The 18143-nt window shown below is 66.6% G+C and carries 14 protein-coding genes and 1 other RNA gene; 7 read left to right on the forward strand and 8 right to left on the reverse strand.

The window, feature by feature from the left end; translation table 11 throughout:
• The first annotated feature begins 19 nt into the window (after positions 1 to 19).
• Both ROV95_RS06165 and ROV95_RS06170 read left to right on the forward strand, forming a co-directional pair.
• Positions 20 to 529, forward strand: a complete 510-nt coding sequence (locus ROV95_RS06165; protein WP_312543517.1) for a fimbrial protein — start codon at positions 20 to 22, stop codon at positions 527 to 529.
• Positions 530 to 620: 91 nt separating this feature from the next.
• Positions 621 to 1595: a fimbrial protein gene (locus ROV95_RS06170; protein ID WP_312543519.1), complete on the forward strand. Its 975-nt coding sequence runs from the start codon at positions 621 to 623 to the stop codon at positions 1593 to 1595.
• 141 nt (positions 1596 to 1736) lie between these two features.
• On the opposite strand, the gene ROV95_RS06175 is transcribed toward ROV95_RS06170, so the two are convergent.
• A complete protein-coding gene (locus ROV95_RS06175) occupies positions 1737 to 2147 on the reverse strand; it encodes a hypothetical protein (protein ID WP_312543520.1) in 411 nt (136 codons plus the stop codon).
• Positions 2148 to 2295: 148 nt separating this feature from the next.
• Between ROV95_RS06175 and ROV95_RS06180 the strand changes: the two genes are divergently transcribed.
• The gene (locus ROV95_RS06180; RefSeq protein ID WP_312543522.1) at positions 2296 to 2592 is read left to right on the forward strand and encodes a hypothetical protein; all 297 of its coding nucleotides are present in this window, start codon (positions 2296 to 2298) and stop codon (positions 2590 to 2592) included.
• Positions 2593 to 2606: 14 nt separating this feature from the next.
• On the opposite strand, the gene ROV95_RS06185 is transcribed toward ROV95_RS06180, so the two are convergent.
• On the reverse strand, positions 2607 to 5003 hold the full coding sequence (locus ROV95_RS06185; protein ID WP_312543523.1) for an autotransporter outer membrane beta-barrel domain-containing protein: 2397 nt from the start codon (positions 5001 to 5003) through the stop codon (positions 2607 to 2609).
• Positions 5004 to 5348: 345 nt separating this feature from the next.
• Here ROV95_RS06185 and ROV95_RS06190 point away from each other — a divergent pair, with 345 nt between their 5' ends.
• Positions 5349 to 8570, forward strand: a complete 3222-nt coding sequence (locus ROV95_RS06190) for an autotransporter outer membrane beta-barrel domain-containing protein (protein ID WP_312543524.1) — start codon at positions 5349 to 5351, stop codon at positions 8568 to 8570.
• Positions 8571 to 8764: 194 nt separating this feature from the next.
• Positions 8765 to 10783 (forward strand): acyltransferase family protein, encoded by a 2019-nt coding sequence (locus tag ROV95_RS06195; RefSeq protein WP_312543525.1) that lies wholly within the window; start codon positions 8765 to 8767, stop codon positions 10781 to 10783.
• A gap of 100 nt (positions 10784 to 10883) precedes the next feature.
• Here the strand turns inward: ROV95_RS06195 and ROV95_RS06200 are convergent, their stop codons facing one another.
• The 4 genes from ROV95_RS06200 to ROV95_RS06215 all read right to left on the reverse strand — a co-directional run bounded on the left by ROV95_RS06200 (position 10884) and on the right by ROV95_RS06215 (position 15072).
• Positions 10884 to 12269 (reverse strand): FAD-linked oxidase C-terminal domain-containing protein, encoded by a 1386-nt coding sequence (locus tag ROV95_RS06200; RefSeq protein WP_312543526.1) that lies wholly within the window; start codon positions 12267 to 12269, stop codon positions 10884 to 10886.
• On the reverse strand, positions 12266 to 12883 hold the full coding sequence (locus ROV95_RS06205; protein WP_312543528.1) for a metal-dependent hydrolase: 618 nt from the start codon (positions 12881 to 12883) through the stop codon (positions 12266 to 12268). Before ROV95_RS06205 ends, ROV95_RS06200 begins: the two co-directional genes overlap by 4 nt.
• A gap of 109 nt (positions 12884 to 12992) precedes the next feature.
• Positions 12993 to 13361, reverse strand: a complete 369-nt coding sequence (locus tag ROV95_RS06210; protein ID WP_181453528.1) for a YraN family protein — start codon at positions 13359 to 13361, stop codon at positions 12993 to 12995.
• Entirely contained in the window at positions 13351 to 15072 is a 1722-nt protein-coding gene (locus tag ROV95_RS06215; RefSeq protein ID WP_312543530.1) for a penicillin-binding protein activator, read from the reverse strand. Before ROV95_RS06215 ends, ROV95_RS06210 begins: the two co-directional genes overlap by 11 nt.
• Before the next feature lie 81 nt (positions 15073 to 15153).
• Between ROV95_RS06215 and rsmI the strand changes: the two genes are divergently transcribed.
• Positions 15154 to 15972, forward strand: a complete 819-nt coding sequence (gene rsmI / locus ROV95_RS06220) for a 16S rRNA (cytidine(1402)-2'-O)-methyltransferase (RefSeq protein WP_312543531.1) — start codon at positions 15154 to 15156, stop codon at positions 15970 to 15972.
• Positions 15973 to 16127: 155 nt separating this feature from the next.
• Positions 16128 to 16479, forward strand: an RNA gene (gene rnpB / locus ROV95_RS06225) — RNase P RNA component class A.
• Between the two features lie 89 nt (positions 16480 to 16568).
• Here rnpB and ROV95_RS06230 read toward each other — a convergent pair.
• A complete protein-coding gene (locus ROV95_RS06230; RefSeq protein WP_312543532.1) occupies positions 16569 to 17048 on the reverse strand; it encodes a DM13 domain-containing protein in 480 nt (159 codons plus the stop codon).
• Positions 17049 to 17149: 101 nt separating this feature from the next.
• Positions 17150 to 17902 (reverse strand): NRDE family protein, encoded by a 753-nt coding sequence (locus tag ROV95_RS06235; protein ID WP_312543534.1) that lies wholly within the window; start codon positions 17900 to 17902, stop codon positions 17150 to 17152.
• Positions 17903 to 18143 lie beyond the last annotated feature (241 nt).

Raw genomic sequence — 18143 nt, forward strand, 5'->3', positions numbered from 1 at the left:
CACTCCAAGGAACACTCGCATGAACAGGTTCTACCGTGCCGCGCTGTGCGCTGCGCTTCTGGCGGCCACGCCACTGGCTCTGGCCGACAGTGCCACCCTCACCATCAGTGGCAAGGTGCTGCCCGGCACCTGCACCCTCAACGCCGCACCAATAGCGCTGGACCCGGTCAAGGCCAGTGATCTGACCCCGGGCGCGGACAGTCAGATCAAGGCAGGCGCGTTGGAGTTCACCGGTTGCGTGGGTGTCAACAAGGCGCTGCTGTCGTTCTCCGGCACCGCTGCCGATGGCGACGCCGAGCGCTGGAAGAACACGGCGGCCAGCGACCCGGCCAGCGGTGTGTCCATTTCGCTGCTGGCCGGTGCAAGCGGTAGCATTTATCTGAAGGATGGTGACACCGGCATCGATGTGCCGGTGACCGGTGCGGCGGCACGCTACGACCTGCGCGCGGCCTACTTCCAGCCCAGTGGTTCGGCGCCAAGCGCGGGTGAGGTCTCCACGGAGATCGTGGTGACGGCCGACTATGAGTAGGCGCCGTAAGGATGAAGTGCGCCTCGAGGGATGCAAGGGACCAACGGCGGTACCTTACCCCGGTCGACCCGACGAGCGCGTGGCCGGCCCGATGGGTACGTGGCTTGCCCGCAGCGACAAGCGTACAGGCCGCCGCCTGATATCCACCCTGGCGCTGCCCTTCACGGCAATGCTGGTGGTAAGCGGCGCCGCGCAGGCGTGCCAGGTAAAAGTGCAGGCGCCGATCGTCGTTGATCGGGACAGGCCGGGTTATACGGAGAATGTGCGGATGATCTGGGACGATGGTACCAACGTCTCGATCAGCGGCTGTCCCAGCAGTGCACCGCTGGAGTTGCAGGTGGATCTGCAAGGCGCCGATCTGCGCTGGGTTGGCGATATCGAATTTGATGCGTATCCCGTTCTTGGAAAGCTGCCTGTCTATGAAAGCGGCCCGGAGTCGGCGCTGATGGGATTTGGGCTCATGACTGGTGGCGCCGTGCACCCCTTTCGCCAGGGCTCCAATGCGGTACAGGTTCCCGGCGACGGCGGTGTGGTTCCCCTGTTGTTCGTGCTCAGTCGCGGCAGCAGGATGGCGGACTTCCAGACCCAGGTAGCCATGCAGTTGAGCGCGCCGGCACATCCGGCATTCGGGGATACTGTGCCCATCAGCATCAACATGCGTTTTCCACCTACGACGTGCCGCATGCAGGATGTATCGGAGGTGTTGCAGGACGTATCGCTCGAACAGCTGGACAATGCCGGGGATACGGCGATGGAGAAACAGGTTTCGCTGTTGATGGACTGTGGCATTGTGAAGCCACGCGCCGATATCGTACTGAACGACGCGGGAGACTTTGCCAATACGGGAAGCATACTGACGCCCAGTGCCGACTCGACCGCGGAAGGTGTACGTGTGCAGTTGCTGAGCGGGGCCAGCGAAGTTCGGTTTGGTACGCCATGGTTCTTCAACCCGGGCGGTGGTGGCGTGCACGCCTTTACCTACACTGCGCGCTATATCCGCACCAACGAAGCACTGAAGCCTGGCGTCATCAAGGGCGAGGCTGTGCTGAATGTCGACTACTGGTAGTGGCGCTCACGGCCCCGGCGGAGGGTGGGAGTCCTCCGCCGGAACCCGGTGGACGTTGCTTCTGCAGGCCCGCTTTCACGCGCGGCTGATTACCCTCCTATCGAATTGCGGCCGAGAATGGACTCGGCTCCAAAACGTTCGTTAGGCTGCCCGCAACTGGACATCTACATACTCGGCCAGCCCACGGCAGGCCAGCAGCAGCCCTTCGCGCGCGCCATCGCCCATCTGCTGGTCGATATCACCGTCCACGCGGACGCGTTCGGTGGCGTGCAGCAGTTCCAGCAGGAAACTCAGCCCCGCATTGGCGCGGTCGATGCGCGCCAGGGCCAGGCGCTGCCCGGGTGTACGGTTGCTGCCGGGCCACGGTTGGCCATCGGCCGCATCGCCCTGGCGAATGTGCTGCAGGCAGGCCTGCAGGGTGATGGTCCCTGCGCTGCTGCTGCTCTGTAGTGCAACGAAGGTGTCTTCCAGCGTGCGGGCCAGGTCATCGGGCAGGCGCGTGGCGGCCTCGCCCAGGGTGGCGAACAGGTGCGGGTAGGGGAAAGTGGTCATGGCGGCGTCCTTGTGCAAGCGGCAAGGGGCCACCCTGCTTAACAGCGAGGGTGGCGGACGGTGCGTGGTTGCAATACCGGTGACCGATGTAGAAACGCCGGCGGGCACGAGGCCCCCGCGCACCGCCCGCCATGTAGGCATAGACGGAATGCCTGCCGACGCCGCCCAGGCACAGGGGAAGGAGGCGACGCCGGCAGGCAAGCGTAAACAACATCGATCAAACGGGATTGCAAGCCCGTGCCACCCGTTGTCGGTGGCGCTACATGATTTGCATGAAGCGCCAATGCTGCCAATGAGAATTGTTGGAAAGTTCGAAAGCGCTGCAATCGTGCGGCGCACGCCACAGCGTGGCAATCGCGACATTCGTGTAGAGCCGAGCCGGCGCTCGGCTCATCACAATCTTATCGAGAAGCAGCCGAGCATGGCTCGGCTCTACAGAAAGTAGAACGCGCTTCTACCTCACCACTTGTACGACATGCTCAAATTGGCCGTCGCTTCGCGATACCCATGGTCACCCCGCATCACGCCGAAGCCACCCCACGCACTCAGCCCGGAACGGAAGTCCACGCGCGCACCGGCATTGAGCTCATAGCGGTTGCGCGGCACGCTGGCCTTCAGTGCTTCATCGTCGAACGCCATGCCGTTGCTGGCGCCGTCGCGGTACCAGTTGGCCACGACATACGGGCTGACCGACGCACCGGCGGCACTGCGGCCTTCGCCCTGCAGGCGCAGACCCACGCGGCCGGACAGGCCGCTGTCGCCCAGGCTGCGCACCACCGTGCCGTTGGCTTCCTCGTGGCGGTCGGTATTGGCGTCGGTGTAGACCAGCTGCAGTTCCGGCTGCAGGCTCAGCGCGGTGCTGCCGATCTGGCCGATGCCGATGCGGTAGCCGGCTTCCAGCGAGCTCTGCCAGATATCCGAGTCGTAGCGTTCCTCGGCCAGGCCTTCGCCGTGCACGCGGTTGCGGAACTGGCCGCGCTGCACGCTGGCATCCACATACAGTGCATCGGTGCTCCAGTTGCCGTACACGCCCAGCGCACCGCCGTTGACCTTGCCGCGTGCGCTGTAACCGGTCAGCTGCGAACGCGAAGTGGCATCGGACTTGGCCAGCGTGCCCATCACGCCCACGCGGCCTTGGCCGCTGTCGAACACACCGATGTCGGCGCCCAGCTGCAGGCGCGAGCGGTCCACGCGCAGGTCCAGCTGGTCTTCCACGGCAGACAGTTTGCTCTGCGTGCCGTCCACGCGGGCCCAGCCACGCACGCCATCAGCGGCGGAGGTGTTGCCGCCCTGGCGGTCGCGCCAGCCGTGGCGCAGCATCTGGTCCATCGCGAACTGGTTGGCCAGGTAGGCGCCGGCTTCCGGGCGCAGCACTGGCGTGGGGTCAACCGGATCGACCGGGTCCACCGGATCGACCGGCGTGCACTCCGGCAGTGTGGGATCCACTACGCACGGGTCCGGCGTGCCGGCCAGCTCCGAGCGCAGGTACCAGCCGCCGTTGGTCGCGTCCTTGAACAGGAAGTACTCGTACTGCCCGCCCACCGCACGGCCCTGCAGGTCGAACTGCGCATTGGACGCACCGCCCACGCGGATCAGTTCGATGCCCTTGTCGGTCTTCGCACCGGCACCGCCAGCGTTAAGCACGCGCACGTTGGCCTGGCCATTGGCATCGCCCTTGATGATCAGTCTGTCGGTGGCCGAGCTGTCGTCTCCCAGCTGGGTGTTGAACAGCAGGGTGCCGCCGGCGCCATCGAAGGTATCCACGGTAAGGGTGTTGAACGTGCTGCCATTACCCAGCGCGACGGTGCCGGTGTTGCCCAACGCCAGATGGCCGACAGTGCTGTCGCCGGTCATCAGCCAGGTGCTGTCGCTGTCGATGCTGGCCGAGGTAACGTTGATGAAGCGGCCGTCGATCTGTGCCTTGTTGCGCAGGAAGACGTCGAGGGAGCCACTGACGCTGGCGAGATCGAAATTGACATTGCCGGCCAGGCGCGCGTCATCCACGGTGAAGGAGACAGCGGCTTTCGTTGCGCTTGCGCCGAAGTTCTGGACATTCAGCAAGTTGCCGTCGCCACCGCTGAGCTGAGCACCATTGGCCACGGTAATATCGTAATTGGCTGCATCGCCGGTCGGTCGCACCCAGATGGCGGCGTTGCGTCCGGACTCCACTAGCGAGTCGTCAACGCGTACCGCAATGGGCTTCAGCACACCCGGATAAGCCGCCAGCAGGATGCCGGCATTCTCTGCAAAGATCCTCGAGCCATTGCGGATATCGGCCTGGCCCTGCATCAGCCGCACGCCATGGCCATTGTTGAGGTCATTTCCCGTTGGTGTTTCGCTAACAACGATTGTGGTGTTGTCGATGGTTGCACGCGTGTTGTCGGAAACATCACCAAATACGCTGAGCAGATCCACGCCGATGCTGTAGGCATCGGTGGGCAACAGGCCACTGCCGATCTTCGAGTAGATCGTGCTGTTGCTGATGGTGGCGGTGGAATCTTTCATCACCTGAATGCCGCCCAGGAACGTACCGCGATTGGCGGTGAGGCTGGAGCTGCCATCAAGAATCAACGCTACCGACGAGCCCGCCGTCGGGGCGCGCTTGACGTTGCCATTGTTGATTACTACGTCGGAATCCATTGCCTTGATCTGGTAGGCGTCTCCACTGTCAGTCAAGGTCAGCTTCGACCCGTTCTTCAGCGTCCAGGCTTCGGCAGGATCGGTGCCGGTCACCTCTGCCTGCTGGTTGTCCAGGTCGCCAGCAAAGGCAATGGCCATCGGTGCGCCGGCCAGGGCCAGCAGCAGGCCGCGCGCCAGCGGTCGCAGCGACGGAGTACGGTCGGGTGAATTGCGCATGGTGAGTCCTCGGGATCGAAAGCGGATGGGACTGCGCACTGCGATGACCTGGATCCCCCGTTCAGGTAGATGGCGTATACGCCAACGTTGTGTGAAGGCGGGGTGATCCGGGCTGTTTGCGTCAGTGCGTGTCTGGAACGGAGCCCAGTGTTCCAGCCACGACCAGGCGATCCCATGCAATTTGTTGCAAAGCTCGCTTGACCTCCGGCGTGCGGCCGGGGGCCGTTCAGGCAGGCTCCTCGCAGCTGCGACGAACCGCCGCACCTGTGGCGGAACGCAACGAATTCGATAGCCCCGGGGGTGTGGCGTCCCGAGCATATCCGGCACTCTTTCCGGAGACTTGCCATGCACTTTCCGCTTCCGCGCCGCAGTACCCTCGCCCTGGCGCTGGCCACCGTACTTTCCACAACAGCGCCGGTACTGGCGCAGCAGGTGGTTGCCGACGGCGATGAGCAGACGCCCGCAGCCGGTGATTACAGCACCACCGAGCCGGTGGACGCGGGCAGTACCGCGGGTTATGCCTTCCATGCGCTCAATGGCGGCAGCATTCTTCCCGCCGGTGAGATCAATCTGCGCACGGAAGGCAATGGTGCGGCTGCGGCGAGGGCGCAGGGCGCGGGGAGTCTGATCCGTATGGAAGGAGGCACCATCACTACGCTGGGCAGCAGTGCTGCAGGTGTATCGGTGGTGGACGGCGGCCGGGTCGAACTGAGCGGCACCCAGATCGAGACCCTCGGGCGGTCGTCAGTGGGCATCGTGGCGTCCCGGGCCAGCGTGTCCGCAACCGGGGTCGGCATCGTCACTCATGGCGCCGGCAGCCACGGCGTGCAGGTGAGCAATGGCGACCTTGCGCTGCGCGACAGCCATCTGCAGATCAACGGCGATGCCAATGGCATCCATATGCAGGGCAGTACCGTGACGGCTGAGAACCTGCGCATCGAACAGAACGGCGCGGGCCACGCGCTGTGGATTGCCATGGGTTCGGACGCGGTACTGCGCAACGTCCAGATCAGTGCCAGTGGCGCGGGCGCGAACGGTGCGCTGGTGGCGATGGGCAGCAAGGCGGTGTTCGAAGATCTGCAGATTGATCTGGGTCATGAGCGGTCCGGCATCGGGTTGGATGCGGGAGGCGACGTCGAAGTCCATGGCGGCGCCATCCACGCGCGCGGTGAGTACGCCAGCGCAGTCAGTTTCGCCACGGGAGGAGGAGGTACGCTGCTGCTGGACGGTGTTGATCTGTCCGGACATTTCGGTATCAACATGACCGAAGGTTCTGAGCTGACCCTGCGCAACAGCCAGCTGGTCAGCGAGAGCATCGGCATCGACATCAATGAACGTGATGGCAAGGCCAGCGTGGAAGGATCGGTCATCACCGCGCGCGATGGGGTCGCCGTGCGTCTGATGAATGAAGGCAAGCTCGACATCGAGCGTTCGCAGATCACCGCCGAGGGCGACCGTTGGCAGGCGGTTGCGTTGTACGCGGGTACCACGCAGATCGGTGCCAGCCAGTTGCGCACACTCGGCCTCAATGGGCATGGGCTGTATGTGCAAGGTGGGCCTGGGCAACGGCCATTGGCCGAGGTAAGCGGCAGCGACATTCTGACCGAAGGCGATGGCGCCATCGGTGCGATCGCGCGCCTGGGTGGCACCGTGCATCTGGCCGACAGTGTAGTGCGCACCACCGGCATCAACTCACACGGTGTGCTGTCTGGCGGCACCGGCGAAATGACGCTGAGCAACACCCACGTGCGCACCGAGGGCGAGGGCGCGTGGGCGGCGGTGATCAATGACAACGGGCGGATGCGTATCGATGGCGGTTCGCTGGTGAGCGCCCAGCATGGCGGTGTATGGCTGCGCAGCAGCCGCGATGCAGGCCTGACCCTGTCCAATGGCGCGCTGGTATCGGGCGGCAACGGCATCGCGCTGGCACTGGATGCCGCAGTGGCCGGACGCTTCGATGTGGTGCTGGAGAGCGGCTCGCAGATGGAGGGCGACATTGTCATCACGCCGGAGGATGAGGACGCGGGATTGCCGCCACAGTCCGACGTGCACGTGCGGCTGGCGGATGGATCGCTCTGGCAGGGTTCGTCGGGTCTGGTGCGGACGATGGCGATCGAGAGCGGCAGCCAGTGGACACTGGCCGGTGATGCCACGGTGGGCGAGCTGCAGCTGCTCAACAGTGGCGTGGCATTGTCCGACGGCAGTGGCCGATTCAACACGCTCACCGTGGACGGTGATCTGCACAGCGAGGGCGCGACGTTCCTGTTCCAGGGCGCGCTGGCCGGCGACGACAGCGCGATGGACCGCCTGCACGTGCGCGGCGACACCTCCGGCGACGCGCTGATTGCGGTGAAGAACATGGGGGGCGGGGGTGCGCCGACGGTCGATGGCATCCAACTGATCGAGATCGACGGTGCATCACGGGCGAGCTACGCACTGAGCGGCCGCGCGGTGGGCGGATCGTACGAGTATTTCCTGTTCAAGGGGGGCGTGACGGATCCCACCGATGGCAACTGGTATCTGCGTTCGCAATGGTTCGATGTCTGCCAGGACAACCCGGCTGCGCCGGGGTGCGCGGTCGATCCGGGCCCGGATCCGATCGACCCGACGGATCCGGTGGATCCAATCAATCCGATCCTGCCGCCGCCGGTACTGCGCCCGGAAGCCGGTGCCTATCTGGCAAACCAGTCAGCAGCCATCAACATGTTTTCCCATCGTATGAACGACCGCATCGGGGCCGTATCGCTGGATGAAGGCCGTGCCGCGTGGGCGCGTGTGGGCCGGCAGCAGGCGGACTTCAGTGCGGTCGGCGGTCAGCTGTCGATCGACGGCAACACCTCGGTGCTGCAGATCGGCAGTGACCTGGTTCGCCGAGGCAATGCAGCGTTCGGCGTGATGTTGGGCACGGGGCGTGCTGACAGCAGTGCAGTGTCCGATCTGACCGGCTACAGCGCCAAGGGGCGGGTGCGTGGCAGCGCGGTGGGTGTGTACGGCACCTGGTTGCAGGCGGCTGACGGCACGCAGGGCGCGTACATGGATGCGAACCTGCAGTACGGCCGCTTCGATAACCGGGTGCAGGGCATCGGCCTGGCGCCGGAGCACTACGATTCGCGCATGGCCAGTGTGTCGCTGGAGACCGGCTACACCTTCAACGTGTGGCAGGGCAGCGCCAGCGCGCTGTACGTGCAGCCGCAACTGCAGCTGAGCCATGTCGATTTCCGCGCCGATCGCCACGTGGAGAGCAACGGCACGGTGATCGACCACGCCGATGCCGGTGGCCTGAGCGGGCGCCTGGGCGTGCGTGTGTTTGGCCATGGCACTGCAGCCGACAATGCCGTGCAGCCGTACCTGGGCGTGAACTGGCTGCGTGGCAGCGGCGCCAGCACGTTGCAGTTCAACGGTGACACGCTGGGCGCGGACGTGCCACGCAACCGTTACGAGGTGCAGGCCGGTGCCGAGCTGAAGCTGGGCCAGCGCTGGGGTGCGTGGGGTGGCCTGACCGTGCAGCGCGGCGACCACGGTTACCGCAACGTGGGCGGCCAGCTGGGCCTGCGCAAGGCCTGGTAAGCGGGCGTGCAGCGGGGTCGGATCCCATTGCCTGGGCAATGGGCTCTGACCCCTGGCTGCTGCCGTAGAGCCGAGCCTACGCTCGGCTCATCGCAATCTGAACGAAGAGCAGCCGAGCATGGCTCGGCTCTACAACTGCCTCGAGCAGGGGCGGGTCCTGAACGATGTCCATGTCTGTCGCGATCGTCCATTGAATGACTGCGCAAACGGTGGCGATGCTGCCGGTCACCCGCATGTCCCCTCCCGAACGTTCCCACAATGCGGCCATTGACGGCCTGCGCGCATTGGCGGTGCTGGCCGTCATCCTGTTCCACACCAATGCGGCATGGTTGCCCGGTGGCTTCACCGGCGTGGACCTGTTCTTCGTGGTGTCCGGCTTCGTGATCAGTCAGTCGTTGGCCTCGCGCACCAACGCATCACTCGGCGCACTGCTGCTCGACTTCTACCGTCGACGCGTGCTGCGCCTGTTGCCGGCGCTGCTGGTAATGCTGATGGCCACCTTCGTGCTGTCGGCGCTGTTCATTCCCCGCGCGTGGCGCAACGAGCAGTTCGACCAGACCGGCTGGGCCGCGCTGGTCGGCTTCAGCAACATCGTGCTGGCTGGGCAGCAGGACGACTATTTCTCACCCGGCGCCGAACTCAACCCGTTCCTGCACACGTGGACGCTGGGTGTGGAGGAGCAGTTCTACCTGGTCTTCCCGCTGCTGTTCTTCGTCTGGCTGCGCGGGCGTGAGCGCTGGCCGTGGTCGCGTTGGCTGTTGCCGGTGCTCACCGCGCTGTCGCTGGCGTGGGCAGGTTGGCAGGCGCAATCGGCACCAGCGGCAGCGTTCTATCTGCTGCCTGCGCGGTTCTGGGAGCTGGCCGCAGGCGCGCTGCTGTACCAGTGGATGCGCACGCGCACGCGCACGCGCACGCCGGGCCAGAACGCTGACATGGTCGCAGCGGCCGGTCTGGCGCTGCTGGCCGCAGGTGCGCTGATCGCCCCGCAGCTGGCGATGCCGGTGCCGGGTGTGCTGGCGACCGTGGCCGGTACCCTGCTGTTGTTGGCGAGCGTGTCGACAGCGGGGTCATCGCGCATCGCCCGCGCGCTGGGCTGCGCACCGCTCGCTTACCTGGGGCGCTTGTCCTATTCGCTGTACCTGTGGCATTGGCCGTTGCTGGTGCTGCTGCGCTGGACCTACGGTCTGCAGGGAGCGGCACTGTGGCTGTACCCGGTGCTGCTGCTGGCGGTATCCGCTGCGTCCTACCACTTCATCGAACGTCCGCTGCGCCGTGCAGCGCCCCTGCTGCGGCTGGCACCGACCAAGGTGCTGGCGATGGCGTTGCCGGTGGTGGCGCTGTGTGGCGCGGGTGCCTGGGCCACCGTGGAGTACCACGAGCAGGTCTCGCTGAGCGTTACCCGTGACGGCTATGCATGGCAGGCGCGGCGCTACCCGGCATGGCGTCCGCTGGAGCCGGTGAGCGCGCCGGCGCTCGAAGGGCGGCGGCTGTTCGTGGTGGGGGATTCGCACGCGGCGGCGTATCGCACCATGACCAGCATGGTCGCGCGCCAGACCGGCATGGAGGTGCGCCAGCAGGATCGCGGCGGCTGCAGCTTCGTCAACCTGCTGCGGGCCAGCCCGTACGACTGCCAGGGCTTCATTGAGGACGCGTTGTCGACCATCGAGCGCGAGGCGCGCCCGGGTGACATCGTGGTGCTGGCGGCATTGCGCATGCCGGAGCTGCGTGGATTCGACTGGCAGCGGCAGGATGCACAGGAAATCTATCGTCAACTGCTTGCCGAGCGCACCCCGACCAATGCGCAGGCCGCGCGTGATGAGGCTGATCGTATTCTTGGACGTCTGCAGAAGCTGGGCGTGCATGTGGTTTTGGATGCACCACTGCCGTTGTTCAAGGCCGGTGCGTACCGCTGTTCGGACTGGTTCAACCGCCGCAACCCGGCTTGTGCCGGGGGCCTGAGCATGCCGCGCGCTGATTTGGAGAGGCTGCGAGCGCCGCAGATGGCGTTGCTGTCCGAACTGGCAGCGCGCTATCCATCGCTGACGGTGTGGGATCCACTGCCGCTGCTGTGTGGGCCGCAGACCTGTTCGGCCGTGGAAGAGGGCGGACCGTTGTTCTTCGACAACGATCATCTGAGTGGGCGCGGTAATCGCGTGCTGCTGCCCAGTTTCCGGCAGACCCTGATCGATATTGCGAACGACAAGCCTTTGTAGAGCCGAGCCCACGCTCGGCTGCTCTTCGTTCCGCAGGCGGGAAGTCCGCGCTGCGCGCGGTGAGCCGAGCATGGCTCGGCGCTACAGGAGTGCGCGCGGTCTACACCGGCGGCAGCACCTTGCCCGGGTTGAGAATCCCATCCGGGTCCAGCGCGGTCTTGATCGCGCGCATCGTCGCCAGCGTGGCCGGGCTGAATGCCTGCGCCATGAAATCGCGCTTGGCCAGGCCAATGCCGTGCTCGCCCGACAGCGTGCCGCCCAGTGCCAGGGTCAGCTCGAAGATCTTCGGCAGCGCGGCATGCGCGCGCGCGTTTTCGTCGGCATCCTCCGGATGGTAGAGGATGTTGACGTGCAGGTTGCCGTTGCCGGCATGGCCGAAGGTGACGATGGTGAGTCTGTAGTCACGCGCCAATGCCTGCACGCCAGCCACAAGCTCTGGAATGCGCGACACCGGCACCACCACGTCTTCATTGATCTTGCCGGGCGCGACGGTGCGCAGTGCCGGCGACAGTGCCTTGCGCGCGGCCCACAGCTGGTCGCGTGCACGGCCTTCCATCGCCACGTCCAGTTCGATCATGCCGTCGCCTTCAGCGGCGCTGGCCAGTGCCTGCAGCAGATAGGGCAGGGTGTCGTGGTCACCATCGGCTTCCACCAGCAGCATCGCACCGGCCTCCGGCACGTCCGCACCGTTGAGACGCAGCAGCTCAAGGCTGCGCGCGTCCATGAATTCCAGGCGCGTGGGTACCACCGGCTGCGACATCAGGCGTGACACTGCGGCGGCGGCCGCATCGGCGTCGCGGTACAGCACGCGCAGTCCGGCCTGGCTGACCGGCAGCGGGGTGAGCTTGAGGGTGGCTTCCACGATCAGCGCCAGCGTGCCTTCGCTGCCCACCAGCAGGTGGGTGAGGTCGTAGCCGGTGGAATCCTTGGTGTAGGCACCACCGCAGCGGATCACCTCGCCGGTGCCGGTCACCGCCACCAGACCCAGCACGTTGTCGCGGCTGGTGCCGTACTTCACCGCGCGTGGGCCACCGGCATTGCAGGCCAGGTTGCCACCCACGCTGCAGATCTCCGCGCTGGACGGGTCCGGCGCCCAGAACAGGCCATGCGGGGCCAGCGCCTGCTGCAGGGTTCCATTGAGCACGCCCGGCTGCACCACCGCGCAGCGATCACCGGCGCGGATCGCCACGATGCGGTCCATGCGGGTGAACGACAGCACGATGCTGCCCGGCAACGGCACGGCCGCGCCGGTGGTGCCGGTGCCTGCGCCGCGCGCGACCAGTGCCACGCCATGCGCACGGCAGGCACGCACCAGCGCCTGCACCTGTTCGATGCTGGCGGGCAGCGCGACGGCGGCAGGGCGCTGGTGGCGCCACGAGTTGTCCTGTGCGTTCGCCTCCAGCGCGTTGTCATCCATGCGCCAGCCATCGGCACCCAGCAGGGCGGACAGTTCGGCAACCAACGCGGCGGGCAGGACAGTACTCATGATGGATCTCGCGGGACAGCAGGGGCGGGTTGGATCAGTTTCCAGGCAACAACGGCGCCGGCCAGCGGCAGCCAGACCCAGCGCAGTTCAGAGAGCAGGGTGGCGATGCCGCGCGCGCTGAAGAACTGTGGCGCGAACGGTGACACGCGGATCGGTCGCCACGGTGCGAAGAAGCGGTGTTCGCTCCACGGCCAGGCGAGGGCAACGCCGAGGCCGCCGGAGGTCATCGCATCCAGCAGCGGATGGCTGGCTGCGCAGACGAAGACGAATGCAGCGGCTTGTACGGTAGATGCCAACCTTGGTTGGCACAGAAACGCCGACCAAGGTCGGCGACTACCGGAGCTGTGCTGCGCCGACCATGGTCGGTCGCTACCAAAGAACGCCAACACCGCGGCCAATGCAGCCAGCACGCCGGCAAACAGCAGTGAATGACTGGCGCCACGATGGCCGAACGCATCGGCGTAGGGAATGTGCAGCGCAAAGGCCAGTACATCGGCATCGGGCAGCATCGCCGCGACCACACCCGCAGCGAGCAACCACGCAGGAATGCGGCCACGATCCGCGGCGCACCACAGCGCCAACGGCACAGCGGCATGGGTGATGATCGAAGGCATCAGTCACGCACCGTGGTCGTGCCGGCCAGGCTGCGCGCTGGTAGGTGCCAACCTTGGTTGGACAGAAGCGCCGACCAAGGTCGGCCTCTGCCAGAGCGGACGGAAACCATCAGCAGTCATCCAGCCGGAACGCATCGCGCAGCCACTGCAACTGCGGCGGCTCGCCCGTAGCTTCCACCACATCAAAGCGGCAGGGCGCATCGGCAAGCGCGGGATGGTCCTGCAGGTACAACAACGCAGCATGCGCCAGGCGCCGACACTTGCGCACATCCACCGAGGCCGCGCCGCCACCGAAATCGGATCGCGCGCGATAGCGCACTTCCACGAACACCACGGTGCCGGCATCGTCCATCACCAGGTCCAGTTCACCGCCGCGATAACGCACGTTGCGCGCACGCGGCCGCAGTCCGGCCTGTTGCAGATGCTGCTCGGCGGCGGCTTCCACCGCCGAGCCACGTTGGCTGCGCTCAGCGACCACCGACGATCGGCATCGGCCGGCCGCCATTGAAGGTCGACCAGGCCGGCTGGCGCAGGATGTTGCCATTGCTGTCCAGGAACAGGGTGCCGGTGGCACCGTCCAGGCCGCCTTCGTTGGACAGCTTGTCCAGGTAGGCGGTGATCTTCCAGGCATCGGCGCCGAAGGCGAACAGGCGGCCGGCGGCACCGCGTGCGCTGGGCAGGGTGCTGGCGACCTGGCTGGCCGAGGGCAGGCCGGACACGCTGCGCACGTTCCAGGCTTCGTTCGGGTAGATGATGCCGTCCAGCGCCACGTCTTCTTCCACCTTGCCGCTGCCGACGGTCAGCTGCGAGGTGCCAACGCGGGTGGCGCCACCGGCACCGGCCAGCGCCAGCTGCGGCGCCAGCAGGCGGGCCTGCGGCGCGCGCACGGCGAGGAACACGGCATCGACCTGGCCGGCATTGCGCACCTGCGCACCGACATCGCCAACCGCGTCGCTGACGCCGACGGTGGCCACCACCTGGCCACCACGCTGGGCGAAGCGCTGGGCGAAGGCGGCGGCGGCACGGCGGCCGGTATCGTCGGCGCTGTTGATCACCAACGCCTTGCCGCGCTCGCGGCCGCGCAGATATTCGGCAGCGACGATGCCGTCGTCTTCCGGTGCCAGCGAGAAGCCGGCGCTGCCGGCCGGCGGCGCGTCCTTGCCACGGTTCAGGGCCAGCACCGGCACCTGCAGCTGCTGGCGGCCGTACACGGCGTCCACTTCGTCGCGGCCCAGCGGGCCGACCACGAAGTCGGCGCCGGAGGCGACGGCCTTGTCATAGGCGGCCAGCGCACCGGCCGGGGTACCGGCGGTGTCGATGAAGTTGATGTCCGGGCGGCGGCGGGTCTCGCCGTAGTACGCGGCCAGCAGGCCATCACGCACCGGCTGCGCGGCGGTGGCCAAGCGGCCGCTGAGCGGCAGCAGCACGGCCAGCTTGGCCGGCGGACGGTAGCCGTCGCTCATGGCCGGCGGGCGCTTGCTGGTATCGAACTGGGCGGCGCCATCGCGGTCGAACGGGCGCGGCAGCGGCAGGCCGCGCGCGATCAGTGCGCGGCCTGCGAAGTTGTACAGCGGGTCGTTGGCCGGCAGCGCGGCGGCACGGCTGCGCAGGGTGGCATCGTCAAGCGTACCGAGCAGACCGGCGATGGCGGCCTGGTTCTCGCTGCGTGCGCTGCCGGTCAGGCTGGCGTGGGCGCGGGCGCGCTCGGTGGCGGCACCGAAGGCATCGCCGGTGCCCTGCAGCGCGTTGGCGCGGGCTACGTGCCAGCGCGTGCGCAGCGCGGGGAAGACGTTGTCGCCCTGTTCCTTCAGCAGGGCCAGGGCCTGCGCCGGCTGCTTGTCGGCCAGTGCCAGCTCGGCGCCGGTCAGCTGGTACCGCTGCAGGCTGGCGCCGGACAGCTGGCGGGCGGTGAGCTGGCCAAGCAGGCTGCGCGCGCGGGCACTGTCGCCGGCCAGGTGCCAGGCCCAGGCGGCATCGGCCAGGGCGTTGCTGCGGGCGCCACCTTTCAGGGTTGCGGCCAGCGCTTCCAGCTGCAGGGCGGCGTCGCGCGGTTTGCCTTGTTCGATCAGCGCCAGCGCCTGGCTCTGGGCCGGCGATTCGGGCGCGCTGGTCAGGCTGGTGGTGGCACAGCCGGCCAGCAGCATCAGCGACAACGACAGGGCGGAGATCCGTGCGGCGGGCTTGTTCATGATCGGGTCCATGCGATGAGGGCAGCGGCCTTGGCCGGGTACACGCTACGATTCTACCCTTGCCCCGTGAGTACCGCTGAAATGAGTGTGCCAACCCTGTACGTCGTCGCCACCCCGATCGGCAACCTGGCCGATCTGAGCCCGCGCGCGCAGGAGGTGCTGCGTTCGGTGGCGGCCATCTGTGCCGAAGACACCCGCCGCAGCGGCCAGCTGCTGTCCCATTTCGGCATCCAGCAACCGCTGGTGGCCCTGCACGAACACAATGAAGAGGCCCTGGCGCAGCGCCTGGTTTCGCGATTGCAGGCCGGCGAGTCGCTGGCGCTGGTCAGCGATGCCGGTACCCCGCTGGTCAGTGACCCCGGTTTCCGCCTGGTGCGTGCCGCGCGCGCGGCGGGTATCAAGGTCAGCCCGGTGCCCGGTGCCTGCGCCGCCATCGCCGCGCTGAGCGTGGCCGGCCTGCCCAGCGACCGTTTCAGCTTCGAGGGTTTCCTGCCGGCCAAGGCCAGCGGCCGCCGCGACCGCCTGCAGGCGCTGGCCGGCGAAGTGCGCACGATGGTGTTCTACGAATCCTCGCACCGTATCGCCGAGTCGCTGGCCGACATGGCGGCGATCTTCGGCGGCGAGCGCCCGGCGGTGCTGGCCCGCGAGCTGACCAAGCTGTTCGAGACCGTGCTCGACGGTGACCTGGCCGGCCTGTTGGCGAAGGTGGAAGCTGACGAGAACCAGCGCAAGGGCGAGTTCGTGGTGATGGTGCAGGGCGCCGGCGACGATGAGGAAGCGCAGCTGGCGCATGGCCGCCGCGTCTACGCCAAGCTGGGCGAGCATCTGCCGCCGTCGACCGCCGCGAAGCTGGCCGCGGAACTGACCGGCGCACCGCGCAAGGCGTTGTACGGCAGTTGATGGATCGTGCGGACCAAGGTCCGCACCCACCAGAGCGGAATCCGCACCCACCAGGGCAGCGGCATCGGTAGATCCACGCCACGCGTGGACGGATGAACCAGACGCCGCGATCGGCACGGCAGGAAAGGCGTGCGTACGCTAGAATGCGCGCTGGCGGAGTCGGCCAGACAGTCGCGTCATCCCTTCGGGGGTGCCGAGGAAAGTCCGGGCTCCATAGGGCAAGGTGCCAGGTAACGCCTGGGCGGCGCAAGCCGACGGAAAGTGCAACAGAAAGATACCGCCTACGTCTTCTTCGGAAGGCCGGTAAGGGTGAAATGGTGCGGTAAGAGCGCACCGCGAGTCTGGCAACAGACCGGCACGGCAAACCCCACCTGGAGCAAGACCAAATAGGGATCCTTTGGCGCGGCCCGCGTTGGATCCGGGTAGGTTGCTTGAGCGTTGCGGTGACGTAACGCCTAGAGGAATGACTGTCCACGACAGAACCCGGCTTATCGGCCGGCTCCGCCTCTTTCTTACGGTAGGCCGAGCATGGCTCGGCTCTACAGTAGAGCCGAGCCATGCTCGGCTGCTCTTCGCCCAGATGCTTGGGATGTTGTTCAACCCGGCGTGCGGTACTGCCCGGCGGAAATGAACTGCTCGAACCGTTCGCACCACACCACTACGGTGGTGTAATCGTCCACGTTGACGCTTTCAGGCACGTCCACCAGGAAACGGTTGAAGGTCTTCACCTCGCCGATGCGCTGGGCCTGTGCCTTGATCTTCAGGAAATCGGCCTTGTTGTCGACGAAGTCGCGCACGAGGTAGACCTTGTAGTCCGGCCCCGGGCCCATCTTGCCGTCGAACGCGACCTGGCGCGGGCTGACGCTGACCTTGCCGTCGGCCCAGTGCACGGCGTCGCTGCCCTTGAGGTCGCGACGGAAGGTGGTGTGGTAACGGGCGTCGCCCATCGCCGCCTGTACCTGCGCGACCGGCGGGTCGTCGGGAGCGATCAGGATCGGCAGCAGGTAGATGCCAAGGCCGAAGCCCAGGCCGAGGGCGAGCAGGTGGGTGACGACAAGTACGACAACACGGCGCATCGATGACTCCCTGTGGATCGGTGAGGCGCGCGGCAGAACCGCGCCGGGTCATCGTGTGGCGTGCGTGCAGACATTTATAGACACAGAAAACAGGTACAGGGTCAGAAATCGACCTGGCTCTGGCCGAGGGCGACACCCTGAGGGCCGAAGCGACGCTCGTGGATCTGCCCGTGCCCTTCGGCATCGATCAGCAGCACCGTGCTGGCGCGGGTGCCATAGTCGTCGCCGCGGATGAAGGCCGGGCTCAGCCAGCGCTCGCGTTCCAGTCCGATGCCGGTGTCGGGCAGGTCGCTGTCGGCGGGGCGATGTTCGTCCGCCAGGGCGGCCCAGAGCGGGGTCAGGTCCTCATCGCCGGCCTCGAACCAGGCTTCAAGCGCGGCCATCAGTCGTCGGGTCTTCGGCCAGGGTGCGTCCAGCGCGCCGTTGGACATGCCATGCACGCCCGGGCCCAGGCGCTGGCGCTCGGCAGGGTGGTTGCCCAGGTACTCCAGGCTGTCGCCATCGGCCAGCAACAGATTGAATGGGGCGTAGGCACCCGCCACCGTTGCCAGCCGCTCGATATGCACGGCGGCCGGGTCGCGGCCGCGCAGGAAGTCGGCCACCAGCGCACCCCGTGAAGGACCGGTCTGTGCGGCCAGCGGGTCGCGGACATTGGTGACCACAGCCATGCGTCCACCCGCACCGACGCCGGCCCAGCCGCCGCCGGAGCGCAGGTCGCGCCCCCCGATGACGGAGGTCTCATCTTGCCAGGGGGCCAGCGCCGCTGTCGGGCGGGCGTGGAACTCATCACGGTTGCCGGTCATCACCAGCCGCCAGCGCGGGTGGTGCATCCAACCAAGAGCGAGCAGGCACATGGCCTCATTGTGCACGGTTTGCGCAGTCTGGCGCCGCTTCCTGCCCGTCCCGGATGAATGCGCGAGCGATGTTTCACGCTCTGTCCACACCCCTGAACTTCCGTTCAATCTCAAAAATTGAGACGGATCAGCAACTTGTGGATAAGCCTTGAACAATTCTCTAAAGGTTGTTGCAAGCCATTGATGCGGCTGGCGATTTCCCCGCTGAAAAGTTGTTGACAACCCTTCGGCCGCTGCTAAG

This window comes from Stenotrophomonas maltophilia group sp. msm1 (assembly GCF_032025805.1).
Lineage (GTDB): Bacteria > Pseudomonadota > Gammaproteobacteria > Xanthomonadales > Xanthomonadaceae > Stenotrophomonas > Stenotrophomonas hibiscicola.